Raw genomic sequence first — 19653 nt, 5'->3', positions numbered from 1 at the left:
CTTTGCTAAAAAAAATGCGCTGTGATTTGGCTTTATTGCCCAATGGTTTTCCTTACCTTCCGTTGGTTTTTATTGCCCTGTCAGAGCGCATTTTTATTTTTACTACATTTTCTTCTATATCACATTATTAATTTACAATTTTTTTATGCATCATTTTTTTATTCCAAATATGCAATCAACTGATGCCCGTCTTCAGACGTATCAATTACGATCTCTTTGCCTGCACGAACCTCTTCACCCAGTATGATTTTAGCTGCCAGGGTTTCCACATGTTTTTGTAAATACCGTTTTAATGGGCGTGCTCCATATGCAGGATCGTATCCCCGCTCCATAATCATATTTTTTGCAGAATCAGTCAGTTCAATCTTTATCTCACGGTCCTGCATCCGCTTGTTCAAATCGGCCATCAAAAGATCAATGATTCCTCTGATGTTATCCTTGTTCAGGGGTTTAAACAAAATGATTTCATCCAGACGGTTTAAGAACTCCGGCCGGAAATGATTTCTTAAATCATTCATGACCATTGCTTCTGCATCTTCCCTGATTTCCCCCTTCTCATCAATGCCTGTAAGCAGATACTGGGAACCAATATTGGAAGTCATGATAATAATGGTGTTTTTAAAGTCCACCGTCTTACCTGTGGAATCGGTGATACGTCCATCATCAAGCACCTGTAAAAGCACATTAAATACATCGGGATGGGCTTTTTCCACCTCATCAAATAAAACCACTGAGTAGGGTTTTCTCCGAACCGCTTCTGTGAGCTGGCCGCCTTCGTCATATCCCACATATCCTGGAGGTGCTCCGATCAAACGGGATACGGAATGTTTTTCCATGTACTCGGTCATATCAATTCTTACAATGTTGTTTTCATCGTCAAACAGGCTTTGGGCCAATGTTTTGGCAAGCTCTGTTTTTCCCACACCGGTAGGACCTAAAAACAGGAAGGAACCAATGGGCTTTGTGGGGTCCTTGATCCCTGCCTTGGAACGAATGATGGCTTCTGTTACTTTTGTGACTGCCTCTTCCTGTCCGATGACCCGTTTATGAAGCTCCTGATCCAGATGAAGGGTCTTATTCCGCTCACTTTCTGTCAGTCTGGATACGGGAATCCCCGTCCATTTGGAAACAATTTTTGATATTTCTTCCTCTGTCACACTTTCATGAACCAGGCTTAAATCCTGATTCCTTACCCGTTCCTCCTCCTCTTCCAGTTCTTTCTGAAGCTGAGGCAATTTTCCGTACTGCAGCTCTGCCGCACGGTTTAGATCATATTTCTGTTTTGCATCCTGTATTTCCCGGTTCAAGTTTTCAATTTCCTCTCTTAAAGAAGACAACCGGTCCACTGATGCCTTTTCATTTTCCCACTGGGCTTTCTGCCGTGCAAATTCATCATGCAGCTCTGCCAGCTCTCTCTGCAGTTCTGCCAAACGATCCTGGCTTAAATGGTCGGTCTCTTTTTTTAGAGCCGCTTCTTCGATTTCCATCTGCATGATCCTTCTTGAAAGCTCATCCAACTCCGCCGGCATGGAATCCAGCTCTGTCTTAATCATGGCACAGGCTTCATCCACCAGGTCAATGGCCTTATCCGGTAAAAAACGTTCGCTGATGTAGCGGTCAGACAAGACAGCTGCAGAAACCAAAGCGGAGTCGGTGATTTTAACTCCATGATAAACCTCATACCGCTCCTTTAATCCTCTCAGTATGGAAATGGTATCTTCCACCGTGGGCTCATCTACCATGACCGGCTGGAAACGCCGCTCCAGAGCGGGATCTTTTTCCACGTACTGCCGGTATTCATCAAGAGTGGTAGCGCCGATGCAGTGGAGTTCTCCTCTTGCCAGCATAGGCTTTAGCATATTTCCGGCATCCATGGAACCTTCTGTCTTTCCGGCCCCTACGATGGTATGAAGCTCATCAATAAAAAGTATGATCCGTCCGTCGCTCTTTTTCACTTCATCAAGGACGGCCTTTAAACGTTCTTCAAATTCACCCCGGTACTTGGCTCCTGCAAGCATAGCCCCCATATCAAGGGCAAACAGCTTTTTGTCCTTTAACCCTTCGGGAACATCGCCCCGCACAATTCTTTGGGCCAAACCTTCAACAACCGCAGTCTTACCAACTCCTGGTTCCCCAATGAGCACCGGGTTATTCTTTGTCTTTCTTGAAAGAATACGGACTACGTTACGGATCTCACTGTCTCTGCCGATTACCGGATCCAGCTTTTGGTCCCTGGCTCTCTCCACCATATCATAGCCATATTTATTCAACGTGTCATAGGTGGCTTCCGGGTTGTCGTTCACCACCCGCTGGTTGCCGCGTACCGTAGAAAGTGCAGTTAAAAAATTCTCTCTTGTAATGCCATAGGTCCGCAATAACTCTTTAACCGGCTTGGACGGCTGTTTTAAAATTGCAAGGAATAGGTGCTCCACGGAGACGTATTCATCTCCCATTCCTTTTGCCTCATCCTCTGCACTGATCAGTACCTTATTCAAGTCATTGCTGATGTATAACTGTCCGCCGCTTACTTTCGGCAGCTTTTGAATGGCCTGGACGATTTCATTTAAAAACTGCTCTTTCTGTATGTTCATCTTTGTAATAAGCTTTAAAATCAGACTGTCTTCTATTGTAAGAAGGCTATAAAGCAAATGCTCCTGCTCGATTTGCTGATTTCCATATTCATATGCAAGTTTTTCACAATTCTGGACAGCTTCCATTGATTTTCGAGTAAATTTATTAATGTTCATAATAGCTTCCTCCTTTTATCCGGCTATATAGAAACATTTCTTTCTATTGTTCTATATGTAATATAACAAACCATTTGATAGGTGTCAAGAAAATTATAATAAATTTTAAACAGAATTCCGTCGAAAATCTTACAGTTCCCGTTCCTGCATTGTATTTTATGAATCCATCACTTATAATCGAATCAGAAATTCTACGGACTAATTTAAGGAGGTGACCGTTTTTGTGAATATTTTCCACCGCCGTTTTCTGATGCGCTCCCTGCTTGCACTGACTTTCTTCTTCCTGTTCCTATCGTCAGGCTCCAGTCACACCGTCAGTTTCGCACATACAAAGGAGGAATCCGTATATTTATCCGGTTATTGGACAAAGGATGAAGCAGGCTGGCGTTTTGTAAATCAATGGAATTTAAGCTCTCCTGCCGGAACCTGGGGAGAATATCAGGGAAAATCCTATTATTTTATGGACAATGGATATATGGCCACCGGCTGGAACCATATAAACAGCCACTGGTATTATTTTAATCGGGAAAAAGGGTCTCAGGAAGGCGCGATGGTAACCGGATGGATTTATGATCCCGATTATGGTGGCTGGTTTTACACCAATCATATCGGAATTCTGGCCACCGGCTGGCATAAAATTGATGGTTCCTGGTACTATTTTAACCAAAACCAGGACGGAGTACTCGGACTTATGGCCACAAACCGTATGATCGATGGCTCTTATGTGGATTCTAAAGGGCGCATGAACGAAGAACGTTAGTATCAATTTATAATATGAAGTAAAAATTTTCACGGTACAAAAAACTTTTTAAAACGGCTGTTAAAATTATAGATTTTTTCCAGATATTGCAGATAAAATGCAAATCCATTTACCATGGTATTTCCGGCAAAATTCTTATTTTAACAGCCCTTGCTATTTCGTTAAACCAATACGCGGGATTGATAATTAAAGCTCTTTTTTACCCCTCAAACGGATAACGGATTCCCCACTGCCGCCTTAGCTCATCCATTACGTTCATAATATTCAATGTAATCTTGTGAGGCATCTGAGGACATTCTGTCAGTCCCTTTTCAATGGCATCGGCACTGGCTTCTATCTGATATTCATAACCAGAGATCTGCTTTGGCCTTTCGTATGTCTCAACCACGTTCCGTTCCGTGTCGTAAACCTTTATGGATTCAAAGTTGTTGATATTCTCAATCACCATATATCCCTTGGTGCCGTATATAATTCCCTGCCTGTCAGAAATAACCCGTAACGAACTGTTAAGAATGGCCATCTTACCTCCCTGGTAGGTAAGGGTAATGCTGTTTTGTGCATCCACTCCGGTTTCGGTCTTAACCACACTGGACTTAATATCTGTAATATCATCTCCAAATATAAGCGAAGCAAAGTTTAAAGTATACACACCAACATCAAGCAGTGCACCGCCTGCAAGTTCCGGTTCAATGAGACGAGGCTTATCTGAAACCAGATAACAGAGATTGGCAGTAAGAGTCATCGGTTCCCCTATAATGCCGGAAGCTATCACCTTTCTTATGGTCTCGGCCATTGGCATATATCTTACCCACATGGCTTCCGTAATTAAAAGATTTTTTTCTTTGGCCAGAGCAATCATCTCTTCTGCCTGTGAGGCGTTGGCTGCAAATGATTTTTCACAAAGCACGTGCTTCCCATTTTCCAGACACAGCTTTGCATTCCTGCAATGTTCCGAGTGAGGGGTCGCGATGTAAATCAATTGAATCTCCGGATCCTTTGCCAGTTCTTCATAGGACCCATAAGCCTTTTTGATGGAGAAACGTGAAGCAAATTCCTGGGCTTTGTAAAGACTTCTGGAAGCAACTCCCACGAGCTGCACTTTTGGCATTTGAACCATTGTATCCGCCAGCACTGCTGCAATTCTTCCTGCTCCTAAAATACCGATTTTTATTGTTTCCATAGGTTAGACCTCCTGTTTGATTTTTTTATTTTTCACAAATACTGCTAATCCTCAGTATAACACAGGATAGATGCCTGTACAATGATTCTCCCGGTCTTTCCATAACAAGAAGAAAGGGAAATGAATGGGTCTTCTACAGAAGGCGTAAATACAGCAGGGTGTATGGATGACTCCTCCATGCGGTAAATAAATTGCTGCTTTTCGCTTTGATTATGAAACTCCGTTTCATAGCAATCCAAATCACTCTCGTGTCTGATTTGAATTGAAAATATTTCAGCTTTATGCCAGCTTTCCTTATCATACACATAAAAGATGGCATGATTTTTATAATATTCTTCATCCTTATACTTTTTTAAATCTGAAAACATAGTTCCGTCTTTCATATTGTGACCAAAAATCACTGTATTCCCATTGCCTGGGGCGGGAGTATCCTCTTGAATAAACAGACAGCCGCTGGGATTTTCAGTTCCCCCAAAGGTGTGGTTTAAATAGTAACCGGGGCGGGGGCTTCTTACTACGGGATAATTAATTGATGTTCCTGGGATGGCCAGCCAGAATAAGTAGTCTGGATTGATTTTCTTTAGTTGAAGGTGAAGGGACCGCCTGGGAGTTGACGGCTGAAAGGCTGGCGGGGGAGAATCAGATTTATTTTTATTGTTCCAAATATTTTGATTTAATGCTTTATATTCCTGGTCTGCTGCCTGGTATGTTCTGTAACGATCTATGAATTTTGTGCCAAACATGAGTGCTCCTGACAACCATACCAGGATTAAAAATATCTTTTTTAAATTTCCAATCTGTTTGGATTTGTTTTGAATGGTACTACTTTTAGATAATATATGATTTAGCTTCATTTACTAAGGTCACTATCCGTTTTATTTGTTCTGTGCTTTCCACTTTTCAATGTAATAAATGCCCCGGAAAGGCAAATCAATATTCCGAAGATCCAGAATACAACCGGAGTATTATCTCCTGTTTTCTCCCCCCGCTTTCCTTTTACTTTTCCGTAAATTAATTCCAGCCATGCAGGATTAAAAGGATCTTTAACGTATGTTGCTGTAATTTTTCCTACTTTAACCTTATTTTCAGGCTGATCAGGTTCAGGGGGTGGGGGTGGCACTGGTTCAGGATCATTTCCTTTGGTTCCGGGAACCTTTAAGTCCGTCATAAAAACATCCAGCTGTTTTGCCTCTTTGGGAACGATAAATTCTACATCAGGAGCGGAAAGATATCCCTCTGGTGCTTTTACCTCATTAAGAATGTACTTCCTGCCAGCATCCAGGACTCCATTTATATTGACCGCTTCCATACCGGTTATAAAGTCTTTTACTATTACATTCCCCGCTTCGTCCAGAATGCGCAAAACTGCTCCTTCCAGCATTTTCCCCTTTCCATCAATTTTAGAAATTTTTATTCTTGTTGTGTCGTTTCTCATTTCTGCCATGGTAATACTATTATTACGTTTTACAGTAAATGTAACAGGTTCTGAATATGCGTATCCGCTTTTGGGCTTTTCCTCACAGAAATAATAGGTTTCTCCTGCTTTTAGATCACCAATTATCTGATGAGGCTGGTCTGTAGAAATCCATTCATCTACAATAGATCCACTTTTATTTCTAACACTCATCTGATTGCCGGGGAGCTCGTTTTGGCCTGTTATGGACTTTTTTGACAGTATCATATGTGTTGGGTGATTGATCATGATTACTGTATCCCTGCTGCCATTTTTATTAACAGTAAAAGGGACGTCTTCCGAATAAGAGAATCCTTTTGCAGGCTGTATCTCATGCAGCCAATATTTATTTCCGGCAATCAACTGCCCTTTGATTTGTTCAAATTGATCTGACGTTTGAAAAATAAGATTATCTCCAACGTTTACATATGAGGCATTTCTTATTGCCTTAGCTGGGGATTTATCTTCATTTAATATTTGCAGGGTATTTCCCGGCATTTGCTTTTCCGCCTGTGACGGGGTACTTTCTGAGCTGCTATATGATAGTTTTTTTATGACAACCTCTGTCATTTTATCCGTCATTGTTATTTTAAGGGGTACAGCTTTCCTGGGAATCGTAAACTCCACGTTTTGGGTATAGGCATAGCCAGGCGGAGCTTCCTCTTCAATTAACTCATACGTTCTCCCTGCGATCAAAATCCCTTTTAATTGGCAGGACTTTCCTTCCTGGGAGAAGGATTTTATAACCTTGCCGGTTTCCTTTTCCCTGATTACAAAACGTCCGCCGGTGAGAGGTTCACCAGTTTCTTCATCTATTTTTATAATGCTAATATCTGTTTGCTTATCCTCCATAATGATTGTTTCCGATATCCCATTTTCATCTGCAATAAAGTGAATTTCCTTTTCAAAGGCATAACCTTCTGGTGGGAAATCTTCCCGGAATACATATTCCTGTCCTGGAGTAATAAGTTCTGAAGGAATTGTGACTGGTGTACTATTTTCTACGGTAAATTCATGAAGGACTTCTCCACTATTTTTATCAATCAGGCTGTAATTCCCGCCGTTTATGATTTTATTGGTGTCTCTATCAACCTTTACAAAGTTCAGATTCACCGGCTTATCTTCCATATCTACATTATCAACCATGCCGGAGCTATTAATGGTAAACCGGTATATCCCGGTGGTAACATTGCTTTTATCACTGTAGATCGTGGTTTCTGTCAACTGATAAGTCCCTCCAGCTGTCAAAAGCTCCCGGATCACTTTGTCATCCTGATTATTTTTAAATACGGCGCTCTGTAACGCTTTTTGTATCTCTCCGGTTATAGTCCCTCCTTCCAGTTCATAGTTGTCTGCTGATTCCTGGCTTATTTCATATTTGGTTCCGTAAGGGAGTCCGGCAAACGTTATATATCCATCTCCCGTCAGGGTAATGGTTCCCTCTCCCTTGATCCGCCCCTCCACGGAGCCTCCAAATGCCTGGTATCCAGTTAAAACAACTCCATTCTGATCGGTAAGCTTCACATGGTATTTAAAGGAATCGGTTTGACTTTCAGAGTGCCCCGTACTACCGGGTATTCCGGTACCGGTCAGCTTGTTTACAATGGTAATAGATCCGTCCGGTACAATGGGGTTTGCCAGGGCTGTGCGCTTTGATACGGCATTTACTTTTGTTTCAAACCACGCTTTTGCCTGTGTTCCTGTCTCTCCATTTATGGTCGCGACCACTTCCACGGTACCGCTTTCATGGGCAGCAACATCCCTAAGATTCCATGTGATAATTCCGTTCTGCTCGGTTCCATAATCGGTAGATCTTAAATATTCCAGTCCATCTGTTAGGATCGCTTTGATCCGGATATCTGCCGGGTGGTCGTAGGTGTTGGTGTAAGTAATAGAGTACTTTATGACACTTCCTGCTTTCACCGCTTCATAATCCGCCCCGATGCTGCTTGTTACTTTGGCTATTGGTATTTCTTTCACAACGGGATTCAGAATCGTATACTCGTGGTTTTCCTCGTTGACTGCCCAGCTGGCCAGAACGTTTCCTTCCCCATCCGTTAAGTTCTCTCTGGTTCCCAGGTACGTCCTGGAAGGTAAGGTGTAGGTTCCGTTTTCGTCAAAGTAGATCCGCCTGGTTTCCTTAAAGGATTTCTCAGACCTTCCATCCGAATATCTGGTATACTCTGTGATTTCATATAAATGACCTTCGGTAATTCCATCCATGGCGGTTACGGTTTGATTTTCTCCGGTTCCTATTAAGGCGGGCAATTCATAGCCGGTATCCAGATCCTTTAAAATGGTATATACCTTTACCGGTACCCGGCCGGTTACGGTAAGCGCTTCAATGGCTCCGTTTTCACTGGCAAGTTTTAATACATGAAAATTATTGGATACATTCTGGATACCTGTTCCTGCTTTATTTACGGTAAAGATCACTGGTTTTGACACAGCATATCCAGCCGGAGCCTTTAACTCCTCCATGATGTAGACCTGGCTTGCTTTTAGTTTTTTCTTTAGAGTAAAGCCGTCTTCCCCGGAAAGGACCGTTGCTATGGCTCCTCCATTCTTTTGATATTCTCCGTCAATGGCTATTGCCTCATACACTGCTATCTTCGCACCTTCAATAGCCATTCCTGTATCAAAGTTTGTCTTTTTAAAAAATATTTGTGTTGGTTTATTCTCAATTTCACAGGAATAAAGTATCTCTTTTTCGTTCCCTTTTCCGTCAAATTGGAATTTCTTTTTTCCCTCATAAATCTGGTAAAAATCCGGTGGGGAAATTTCTTCTATAACATAGGTATAAGGCGTTATGGTTCCATCTGTCTGGACTTCACCAACGGGGAGCTCTTTTAAAACAGCGTTTCCTTCAGTGCCGGTTGTCATGTACCAGACTGTTCCCGTATCTGTGTTGGTTACTTTAAAACGGGCATTTTCTAATCCCTCATTGGTATCAGAAGCTTTTTTATGAATTTCCAATGCTCCAACAGTAGGAATATTGGTGATCCGGTAAACCGGAATCTTTTCTGCTCCCACTTCTATCTTCACGGGATCTGCTTTCTGCATGTAAGGTGGCGGGGTAACTTCTACGATGAAGTACGTTCCATATGCAACCTTGCTGATCCGGTGAGGCTTTAAATCTCCAACCTTAAACCCTTCTATGATTTTGTCATTAAACTGGTCTTCTTTGGTGTAGCGTCCGTCTGTTCCGGAGATCCAGGTTTCTATAAGGTGTGCTTCATCCTTTACTAAATTTCCTGCTTCATCGGCCCGGTATAGAGCAAGTTCGGCTCCTTCGGCTGCGTACTGATTTGTTCCATCTGTGACAACCTTTAAGACGTTAATGAACTTCTCTTCATTTTGTAAGCTGACTCGCTGTATGGCTCCTGTTTCGTGAATGACTATGGCTTTTGGATTAGCCGGTTCAAATCCTTCCGGAACTTTTTCTTCCACCAGAACATACGCCCCGATCTTTTTCCCGTCCTTTTCTGCATTCAGAGGCAGATAATCCAGACGATGCATTCCCTGTAAAGTGTCATAGGTTTTTATTCCCTCATTCTCTTGGTAGTTAAACTGGTATTCAAAGTTGAGTGGCAGCTTTCCATTGGGGTCAAGGGCACCGTTTGTCACGTTCCGGTAAATGGTGATTCGGATTACCGCCCCGGTATCGGTGGTCCAGGTCTGGGTGATGCTTTCTCCCTTTCCAGTTGGTTTGCTTTCTGTCCGTTCTGCACTCCGCTTTCCAGCTTTGGTGTACCAGGTAAGATAGGTAAGATCTTCTCCCTTTTCCCGGTAAGCGGCTTCAAAATCGGTAAGGAAACTGGATTTATTATCGGTAATGCCAAGAAAGCCTTTCATGCGGTCCACAAGCTTCTTGCTCTTTTCCGTCAACTCTGTGTATTGGCTTAAATCGTCTGTGGTCCACTGATCTACTTTCTTTGACTCATCATACTGGGGCTTTCCTCCTTCCATTAAAATGTTTCCATCCTGGTCTGTTTTGGCTTCATATATGGCCAATCCAGCCGCATGATCGTTTGGCAGAAGGGTCTTAACTCCCTTGTTGTCTAAGAAGTACTTATAGACCTCCAGCTTCGTGTGATCATTGGTTACGTTGATGGTCTGAACATCCCCGGCAGCTTTTACCGTTATCTCCATAGAAGTTCTTACATACCCGGTTGCTGCTTCTGATTCCTCCAGAATGTAATCTCCGGCCGGGATTCCTTCAAAGTACTTGGCTTTTCCATCGGTAATCCAGTCAGCTACAATCCGCACCGGTGCATTATTTTTCGTACTTTCTACGGTCCACTCTGCCGGTTTGTTTTCTTCTTTGACCAGGTAATAACCTTTGGGATAGGTGTGGATGTCCGTAGTGGAAACTCTTTTGGCTTTATAAAGTGCCAGATGTGCACCGTTGATCAGATTATAGCTGTAAGAGCCTTTGGGTTCTGTCACAATCAGGCCATTCTGGTAGTCACTGATAATTGGTATCCGGTACTGACTGGCCGCATCGGTCTTTGTGATCTCTACTTTGATCTTAGGATCTTCCATTCCGGTGGTTTGTACTTTTTTGGTTTCCTCTACGGTAATTCCCTGGGGGAATCCTTTTCGATAGCCGGAAGGTGCTTTTACCTCTTCCATGATGTATGTTCCTGGAATTACACGCTTTAGCATATCTGCTTGTCCAACCGTAACCTCAAATCGTAAATCATCGTTTGTATATTTATCTCCGGTAGTCCAGGAGTTTTCTATTATCCTGGCTTCCCCCTGGCGATGATAGAGCTTCGGATCGTCGGTGGTATCTTCTTCGTTTCCAATGGCATCTTTTCCGGCCTTATCATTAATCCGGTAAGCGGCCTTATTGAAAGCATCTAAGAGATCATCATACCGGTATCGAACATAATCTCCATCAATGTCATAAATAGGATCTCCCTTTTTATAGGTTTTATTGGATTTCTGATAATACTCCGGTAAGCCGTGGCCGTTTAATACTGGATTCATGCTCTTTATAAAGGTTTTCCCCTGGTACGTTCCGGTAGTATACTCCTGATCTGTGTCTGCATTGATTGAAGCGATCCGGTAGGTTTTAATCTTTTCCCTGGCGATAATTGCTCCGGTTTTATTCTTTGATAGCTTTACCGGCCATACCAGAAACTTATCCCCTTCTTTAGAGTAGGCCATTCCAGTAGTTGGATCGACATATGCATCCCGGTTTCCTTCTCCATCTAAATGATAAAGCGTTGCTCCCAAAGGAAGTTCTAGGCGCTTGTCTGCCTTTATGTAGCGGACAGTGGTTAAATCCCCACCGGCCAGCTCAAAGACTGGTTTTCCTGCTTTTAGGAGGAATAAGGATTCCTTATTTTTTGCCTGGACCTTAGTTCCATTCCTGTCATAGCCGTAAACAGTTCCATCCGTACCGGTTTCCATTACCGTAAGATTGGCCAGGGAATAGAAAAGAATGTCTGTGTCCCCCCGGTCAATGGTTTGGTACGTCCAGGTGCCTTCTCCGGTTCCTCCTGCAAGGCTTTCTTCCGGATCGTCTTTTTTAATAAATTCTACGGTATTTCCAGCGTATCCCTTTTTTACCTTTATGGACTGCACATTATTATTCCGGTCCCTGGTTACTTCCACACCATCATATCCGTAATCACCGCTGTCTCCATTTTCCTTGATCTCTATGGCATCATAAAGGGTCATCTTTGCACCGGCAACGTAACGGTTTTGATCATCGGCGGTATCCAGGGGCCTGGAGATCAGACCGTAACCGGCAAACACACCGTCTATGTACACCAGTTCCACATCCTCACCGGCATCCTTTCTGGACTGAAGGGTTTCTATGGTTCCCTTGTACCAGGCATAGCCTAAATAAGTTCCGTTCTTGTAAGCAAATTCCAGGTTTTCCATCCCGTACTTTTTCTTTAATTCCAGTTCCGTTCCTTCCAGCCTGGTATCAGTTTTGTAAGTGACCGTTTGATTAGAATCCTTGATTTTTGATACCTCTAGGCGAATGGGCGTATTTGCTACATAGATCCTGGCCGTATCTTCTTTTAATGTTTCATTTTCACCTTGATTCTCATAGATTGCTGCCGCTACTCTTTTATCCCGGTTTCCGTCCAGATAATAGGTGGTTTTATCGGAATAAACTTCAATGGCTACCGGCTTTGTTCTCACATAGCCTGCCGGAGGCTTGATTTCACAAAGGACATAGCTTCCGGCTCCAAGGGGCTGGGGTGTCACAAGATATCCGGTGTTCTGATCCTGATTTTCAGTACTTGTCTCATCCTCTTCCTTTGCCTGTAGGCCATCTCTTGTTGTGGCGAAGGCTTCAAACTGTCCTGTTCTTCTTCCTTCCTGATCGGCAAGAATCACTTGCTTTGTTTCCTCACAGATTGGGGTTCCTGCCGGAACGATTCCCGTCCATGTGGCACCAATCTTACTGATTTTTTTCGCTCCCATGGCTGTCAAAAACTCCTTAGAGCCGTTGATGCGGGTATCTGTCTCATAGAACTTTACCAGGCCGTCTGTCGTCTCTCCATCCTCTCTGGAAGCGGCATAGAGGGCAAACAAGGCACCGTCATGTAAGATGTTTTCTCCGGTCTCCGAATCCAGTTTTTCGATTCTTAACCGGCTTGTATAAAAGGTATTTGTAAATTTCCGATAACCATACCCTTTATAGCTTGATGTACCATTTTCATTTTGTTTGGTATCAGTTAATTCATCCGCTGGCTCCGTAACCGTCCAGGGAACCAGCATAGAGGCATATTTGCCATCATAAGCGGTCTGCATCCCTTCCATGGCAGTCACATGATCCTTATGGACTTCTCCTTTTTCACCAGGAAATGCAACCTGATCATAGATCTGCTTATCTTCTGATATTGATCCATAGTGGTATATTTTTTCCACTCCATCGGTTTCATAGGTGGTGCCGTTAGGGGCTTCCTTTCCGGCATTTCCATCATCGCCCTGGTAATGGCTATTTGAATTTCCTCCGTTTTCTACCGGATCAACCATGGTATTGTAATAATCTTTTCCCGGATCGTTTTTTTCCTGCGTGATGGTAAAATGTCCTTTTCCGGAAGGATCACCAGCAGCGGAACCGGAAATTGCCTGAAGGTCCAGACCATAAGGAAAAATCTCATAATCTCCTAACCGGCTATGCGCCCGGATCACATACGTTCGCTTGTCCTCTGCACTCTCTCCAGGCCATTCCTCATTAAATCGGATGTGGTATTTGGAAGAAAGCTGGGAAACAGTATCCATTTCGTTATAACGGTAATAAATGGCCAACTCCTCCGGGGTTTTGTCTGATCCGGATTTTCCTTCCTCGTAGACGGAGGGAAGTTCAATTTCTTTCGGGGCATCTGTTTTGTAATGCTTATTGAAAAGATCCCCCAAATCCTTGTTAAAAGGCTGCTGTTCTACGGCCACATAGGTTCCGTAGGGGAGATATTCGGATACTCCGTAACAATACCGGGCCTCTGCATCTTCCTGGTCGGCGCTTAGGGTCGTTGTATCTTTGTCCTTTCCTCCCTCTGCTTCGCTGTCCCAGGCAATGGAATAAATTTCATCAAGGTCATAGCTGAAGAATGGTTTTAAATAATTCTCTGCCTTTTTAATTGCTTCGGACAACGCCTTATCATAAATTTCATCAGAATACGTTTCACTTCCTGCGATGCCTTCGGTTTCTCCAGCCGGATTCTTCTTTACAAGCTTTGCAACTTCATCATCCAAGTACCAGGTGATGGCAAACTGGCGGACATGATCCGAACGCTGGGAATTGTTTTCAGCTTCTTCAGAGGTGTTAATACTGTTTTTCATGTCTGGATTGTTATGAATTGCTGGATACTGTGTCTCCCCTCCACCGGTTCCAAACAGGAGTTTTTTAATCCAGGCAAACGGCTTAAAAGAAGTGCTGTCATTGTCTGTTCGGTCCCACCGGTCTTCATTGGCCACTTTTATGGCATCAAAGAACTTTTCATAGTTGTAACGACTGACGGATATTTCCTTTCCTTCCTCATCTTTGATTGTTTGGATCGTTTTTTCCAGGACTGCCGTATATCCATTGTTCTGTTCTGCATTAATTAAACCATTTGAAAAACCGTACAGTTCCTTGTTGGCAATGGCTGCTTTATTGGAATCTTTTATAAGCGGATTAGTCTGGTGGTCTACGTTTGTATAGACCTTTTGCACCTTTTCCGGGAATGTGTTCCGGTATGCTTTGATATCCACCGGATTTCCATTCCGGTCCTGCCAGAGAATGGTTCCATCTTCGGCCCGATAAAGCCGTTCTAAGTTGGATTTTAAATACGCTTTAAACCGGAAGTTCTTTAAATACTTTGCATTATTTCCGGTTCCACCTCCATTTTCAGTGTAATGATCTTCAATGTCGGTATTCGCATACGTGTTATTTTCATAAGTGCCATCCTCCTTTACAGAGATGTCCTTTGTGATCTTGATTTTCTGAAGGATGGGGCGCTCCTCAACGGATATATTATTATTACGAGTTCCTCCGTCAGAATAAATTTGGTTCCAGCCATACCGGAGGGTCACTGTTTCAATAAAAGTTCCGGCACCGGACATGTTGGGAGATACAGAAATATTTCCGTAATAACCGGTATATTCCTCTGGCGTGATATTGGACCCTTCTACAAAAGTATCCTCATATTTGATTTTATAATCAGTAGAAGCATTCCCTTCCTCTCCCCCTGCATTAATGGTATAGCCTTTTCCGTCATATATAGCGGCTACCGGGGTGTCCACATCCTTCAGTTCATATCCTGGCGCAACCTGAACTTCTTCTTCCACCATAATTTTCTTAATGCTGCCATCATTATTCCGGAGCGGTTCTCCCTGGCCATACACCCAGTAAGTGTGTTCCGGGCTTTCTTTGATCGTAATTGCAGATAGATCCTCCGGGAATACTGCCTGTTTCTTTGAAAGTTCTCCTGCTCTTACTTTTGCAAAGGTAAGAAATCCGTTTCCATTTTCTTTATAATCTGCTAACTGGTCCAAGGTGTATGGAACATAGATATAGCCAGAAACCTCAGTTCCATTAATCTTGTAGTCCAGAGATTTCTTGATATAAGTCAATTTGTTTACTTCATCATAAACACCGGAGGATACAGAATTTCCTACCCGGTAGGAGTAACGAATCACGGCTTTTCCATCGGTGACATCCTGCACTCGCAAGCAGTTAAAAACGGAAAGACCGGCTTCTTCCATTCCTTCATAGAGGCTCTTTGCCTGTTCTTCAAAGGTTTCTCCCTCCAGGGGAATCAAAATCCAGGGGGCACCCTCATCCGGTTCTTTAAAGGAAGCTATTTTCAGTGCTTCATTGGCATCTTCCATTAGATCCTCTGTATTCTTCTTATCCTCAAAGGTAGGAATGGTATAACGGAGGGCATTATCCGGGCGGACTGAAGTGTAATCATACTCCGGATCAGAAACCTGGCTTACTACGGCACTTTCACCATTGGGAAGTGTTACCGTATCCCCTGCTTTCGCTTCCACGCTGGAACCATTTATAATGACTCTTGCTCCGGCTTCTTCTGCCAGGGCGGTTTCCTCCCTGGTCACATATTCCGTATGCGTCCCCTTTGGATCTTCTACAACCTCACTTCTGGTAATATAAAACGTGGCTCCCTCCGGAATATTTTGTGCATAGATCCGGTATCCGTTTATCGTTCCATTACTTTTTACCGTAAAGGTATTAACATGCTTTACCCTGTCGATTCCAATGCTTCCGGCAGATACAGTTCCCTCTGCCGAAGGATTTCCACCGGCTTCAAATGCCTCCTTGTTGCTGACGGCTGCATCCTTTCCATAAACAGAAAGTTCATAGCCTTCCGAACGAGTCAGTTCCTTGATGTAATACTGGGTTCCATCCGCATTGACAATCAAAGGCTGACCGATCCAGCAATTGCCGTTTAATGCTTCGTTGTTCTTGATAGGATAGGAATGGTTGCTTTCTCCTGTTCCGTCCTTTCCCTGATTGGAGGAAAGCTTTTCATAGCCTGTTGAGGTTTCGTTCCGGCTGTCCGTAAGGGAAATGCTGCTTCCCCTTTCTGTGTGACCGCTAAAACGTTCCATATCAGATTCCTTTCCAATAGCTTTTCCCATCGCAGTGTAAAGGTTCGTTGGTGCAGAATTTGCCCAGCCATCAGAGGTTTTTACAATTGTTCCGTTTTGATAATTAAATGTATAGCCAGGAGCCTGAGTAATAGCCAGAAAGCTTCCATCTCCGTTTCGGTCAGTTGTTGCTATGGATACCAGGTTGTCCTTTTTAAAGAGGATACCGGAATGCCCATCCGGGTGAAAAATATCGGTTGCCGCAAACAATCCGTAAACGGCTCCTTCTAAAGTTCCATCACCTTGACTATCCCCATAAGCATTGAAAGAATCAGATTCCCCAGCCTTTAAATCCATATCTTTTTTATTAAAGTGGATTTCTCCTTTTGTTCGATGATCATAAGCGATAAAGGTCCAGTCCTTGATGGATGATTCAAGGGGATTTATTCGGCTTGTTTCCGTAGATTCCGGAAGAGAGGAAAGTGATGATGATCCGCCTCTATCCCCATCATCGTCATCTGATAAGCGGAAAAGTGCTTTTGTCTTATTTGCCAGAAACTGAACGCTATTTTTGACTCCTTCAAAAAAGCCGGTAAAAGAGATTCCACCGTTGACGACTTCTACCTGAGAAGGGGTTGCCTTCTGTTTTTTTACAGGCTCTGGAAGTTCCATAACCTGTGTCTCTGAAATGGCTTCTGGTAGATTCTCACTTACTGTTTCTGGTGGTATTTCAGTTTTGGGTTCTTCCAGGGTCTCTGATTCTGTCTCTGTCTCTGCCGGTACCTCACCTTTGGTTTCTGACTGAGTTTCTGCTTCGGTTTCCTTTTGTGTTTCCTCTTCTGTCTCCGGCTGTGTTTCTGCCTCGGTTTCCTTTTGTGTTTCCTCTTCTATCTCCGGCTGTGTTTCTGCTCCGGTTTCCGATTGTGTTTCAGTATTTGCTTCAGACGGAGCCTCGGTATCATGTTCTACTGGTATTTCCTCCTCTGATCTGTCACTGGAAATAATAACTTCTTTCTGATCATTTGGAGTTACTTGATCCAATGCACCAAATCCCATAAGAAACTGCTGTTTGGAGATTGGGGTTGATTGCTGTTCGAGAGGTGTACCAGAAGATATAGAGTCCGCTTCCATGTCCGGTCCATCTTCCGAACTCCCGGTGTGATCCATGCCGGAAGACTGATAGCTCTTAAATTCACTTGATGATACAGTTCGCCATTCCAGAGGAATATCATCCGGATGACTTCCGTGAAGAGAATAGCCAGGTGCTGGGGTCGTTTCCTTTGCAGAGTATTCATAGGTTAAGGAAATGAAGTCTTTGTAGAACTGATCCCGGTCCTTTTCCAAGGCTTCCTTTTGGGTCTTTCCAGTTGGATCAATGGCATGAAAGAAACCACCTTCTTCCACTAACCGCTCACACTCTTCCACCCCGGCCAGCCACTCGGCCCATGCACTGTCATGAAGCTGCTGGTTATATTCTTCTACCGCTTCGATCTCATCCTCATTGGTCTGCTCTCCGGTTTCTTCGTCATATTCCGGCTCCGGGACTTCTTCATACTCTACGACAGGGGCCGGATGGCCACTGCAATAGCCCTTTTCATAGGTATAGCTTCTTGCATCGGAATGAGCGACTTTACGATGAATATTTCCCTGGGAGTCAACGTAATGGAGTTCTCCGTTTTCATCTGTAATATGTTCATCAGCGTTGCAGGGATCATTTTCCGGGTCTGTCCATCGTTCAAACTGGGAACTGGAGGAATTGGCCTGGTTATATAAGTTCGATTCGGAATCGTTTAATCCCATGTCTCCACTGTAGTTTGTAGAAATTCGATCTTCATCGCTTCCTTCATCTTCTTCCCATGATGCGCCGGTTAATGAGCCAGTATTGGAAGAGTAATCTCCTGGACTCTCTAAATCCAGATCGGTGCTGTCAAGCTGGGAATCATCGAATTTTTCTAAGATATCCCAATGAGAACCGGCCAAGGGCTTTCCTGTTTCAGAATCAAACTTCAGAATACCCACGTTATAACTGGCACCAAATCCTTCTGTATGTTTAAAACGCTGTACTTTTCCTGATCCTCCAGATCCAATACGCACATGGACCTCTAAGTCTTTATCCATCTTGGCTGCAAAGTATGTCTGAGAAATATCAAAAGCATAACTTCCATCTTTACTATTAGGATTTCTTGTATAAAACTTAAAAGTTGCAAGTTGGGCCGAACCGATATCTTTTGCTAAGGTAGCACCTACCTGACTTTGATTTGCCCAATAAAGAGTTCCAATTCCTTGCCCATTATCAGGTACATCACCAGATAGGGAAGTAAATACAAGACCTGCGTCCGTTGGTCCACTGTAGGTCCAGTCCCCAAAAAGGTCTTTTGCAGATAGTCTCTGATAATAACCTTTTACAACATCATTAGGATATGGAATGGTAATGGTATAAGCATCCGTAGGATGATCCATTTTAGCAAAGTAAACGGTTTCACCGGAATCTTCTTCAAAGTCCTTAGTAATAGTAGCTGCATCCCATACATTACCAAAGGTCCACTCAGCCCAGTTCTTACAGCCTCTTGCTGCATACTCTGGCGCCACTTGCGTATTGGAGAGCTGATTATAAATGGAGCGGTCCCCGACTGCATTGGGATTTAACTGCATTAACACGGCCTTATAATTGTCACTTTCACGGAACGCACTTATATCATGTTCCCAGTCACCAGTAAAGCCACATTCATCTGCCGCAATCCAGTTAATAATAGATGCAATAATGTATTGGGAAGTCCCAGCATTAGCATCATTACAGGCTTCTATGCTGTCATTGCTTCCCATGTGGGTAGCATATACATTCATTAAAAAATTGAATTTTTCTCTTTTTTCATCTCCTATTTTTTTTGGAAATAATGGTGGCCTTTTATCTGCGGTCCAGTAATTATCAAGAAATGCCTGGCTTCCAAGGTATATCATGGCATTCTCTGTATGACCTTGTACACAATATAGAAAGGTTTTGTCAAACTCGCTAAAGGCGCCATTACTATTTTGCTTATTTTCAACCAGATATTGCTTAGCTCCTGCTGGAAATACATAACCTGCATTATCCTTTAAATTGATCCATTTAGTTTCATACATAAGTCCAGTAGGCGTGTAACCCCTAGAACTTGCTTCTGCTCCATAAACACTAGAATCCCAGGATACCCATGCTGCTGGTTCAATGATTTGCGCATAATCTGCAAATGAAACTATGTTCTCAGGAATATATGGTAAAAACGCCATTGTTGTTAAGATTAAAGCCATAAGTCCAGCTGTTTTTCTCTTTATTTCAAGTCTCTGTAAAATATTTTTCATTTTTTTCCTCTTAATTGCAGTCAAGACCACCCGTAAAACGGGTGGCTTGTGAAAAGGGTATAACCCTTTGATACTAGGCCAGCGTCTCAAGGCGCTGGCTTTCACTTCGTTCAAG

Annotated in this window: 5 protein-coding genes; 1 reads left to right on the top strand and 4 read right to left on the bottom strand. The window is 43.2% G+C overall.

The genetic code is table 11. The features are described 5' to 3' along the window. Positions 1–158: 158 nt before the first annotated feature. The gene (gene clpB / locus VIG27_RS02120; RefSeq protein ID WP_394524843.1) at positions 159–2747 is read right to left on the bottom strand and encodes an ATP-dependent chaperone ClpB; all 2589 of its coding nucleotides are present in this window, start codon (positions 2745–2747) and stop codon (positions 159–161) included. 223 nt (positions 2748–2970) lie between these two features. Here clpB and VIG27_RS02115 point away from each other — a divergent pair, with 223 nt between their 5' ends. Beyond that, a complete protein-coding gene (locus VIG27_RS02115) occupies positions 2971–3507 on the top strand; it encodes a glucan-binding protein (protein ID WP_394524842.1) in 537 nt (178 codons plus the stop codon). A gap of 199 nt (positions 3508–3706) precedes the next feature. On the opposite strand, the gene VIG27_RS02110 is transcribed toward VIG27_RS02115, so the two are convergent. The 3 genes from VIG27_RS02110 to VIG27_RS02100 form a co-directional block, all read right to left on the bottom strand. After that, entirely contained in the window at positions 3707–4687 is a 981-nt protein-coding gene (locus VIG27_RS02110) for a Gfo/Idh/MocA family protein (protein WP_394524841.1), read from the bottom strand. A 44-nt stretch (positions 4688–4731) separates the two neighbouring features. Then, complete coding sequence (locus tag VIG27_RS02105) at positions 4732–5430, bottom strand: class B sortase (RefSeq protein WP_394524839.1); 699 nt, start codon at positions 5428–5430, stop codon at positions 4732–4734. A gap of 107 nt (positions 5431–5537) precedes the next feature. Next, a complete protein-coding gene (locus tag VIG27_RS02100; protein WP_394524838.1) occupies positions 5538–19160 on the bottom strand; it encodes a SpaA isopeptide-forming pilin-related protein in 13623 nt (4540 codons plus the stop codon). Positions 19161–19653: the final 493 nt, after the last annotated feature.

The sequence above is a fragment of the Lacrimispora sinapis genome, from assembly GCF_043633585.1.
GTDB lineage: Bacteria > Bacillota > Clostridia > Lachnospirales > Lachnospiraceae > Lacrimispora > Lacrimispora sinapis.
The sequence above is the reverse complement of the archived record's forward strand: the minus strand, read 5'-3'. Positions and strand labels throughout refer to the sequence as shown.

Bases quoted from the DNA above. Each gene is read 5' to 3' on its own strand.
- clpB (WP_394524843.1), bottom strand. From the start codon at position 2,747: ATGAACATTAATAAATTTACTCGAAAATCAATGGAAGCTGTCCAGAAT.
- VIG27_RS02110 (WP_394524841.1), bottom strand. From the start codon at position 4,687: ATGGAAACAATAAAAATCGGTATTTTAGGAGCAGGAAGAATTGCAGCA.
- VIG27_RS02105 (WP_394524839.1), bottom strand. From the start codon at position 5,430: ATGTTTGGCACAAAATTCATAGATCGTTACAGAACATACCAGGCAGCA.
- VIG27_RS02100 (WP_394524838.1), bottom strand. From the start codon at position 19,160: ATGATATACCTTGGAAGCCAGGCATTTCTTGATAATTACTGGACCGCA.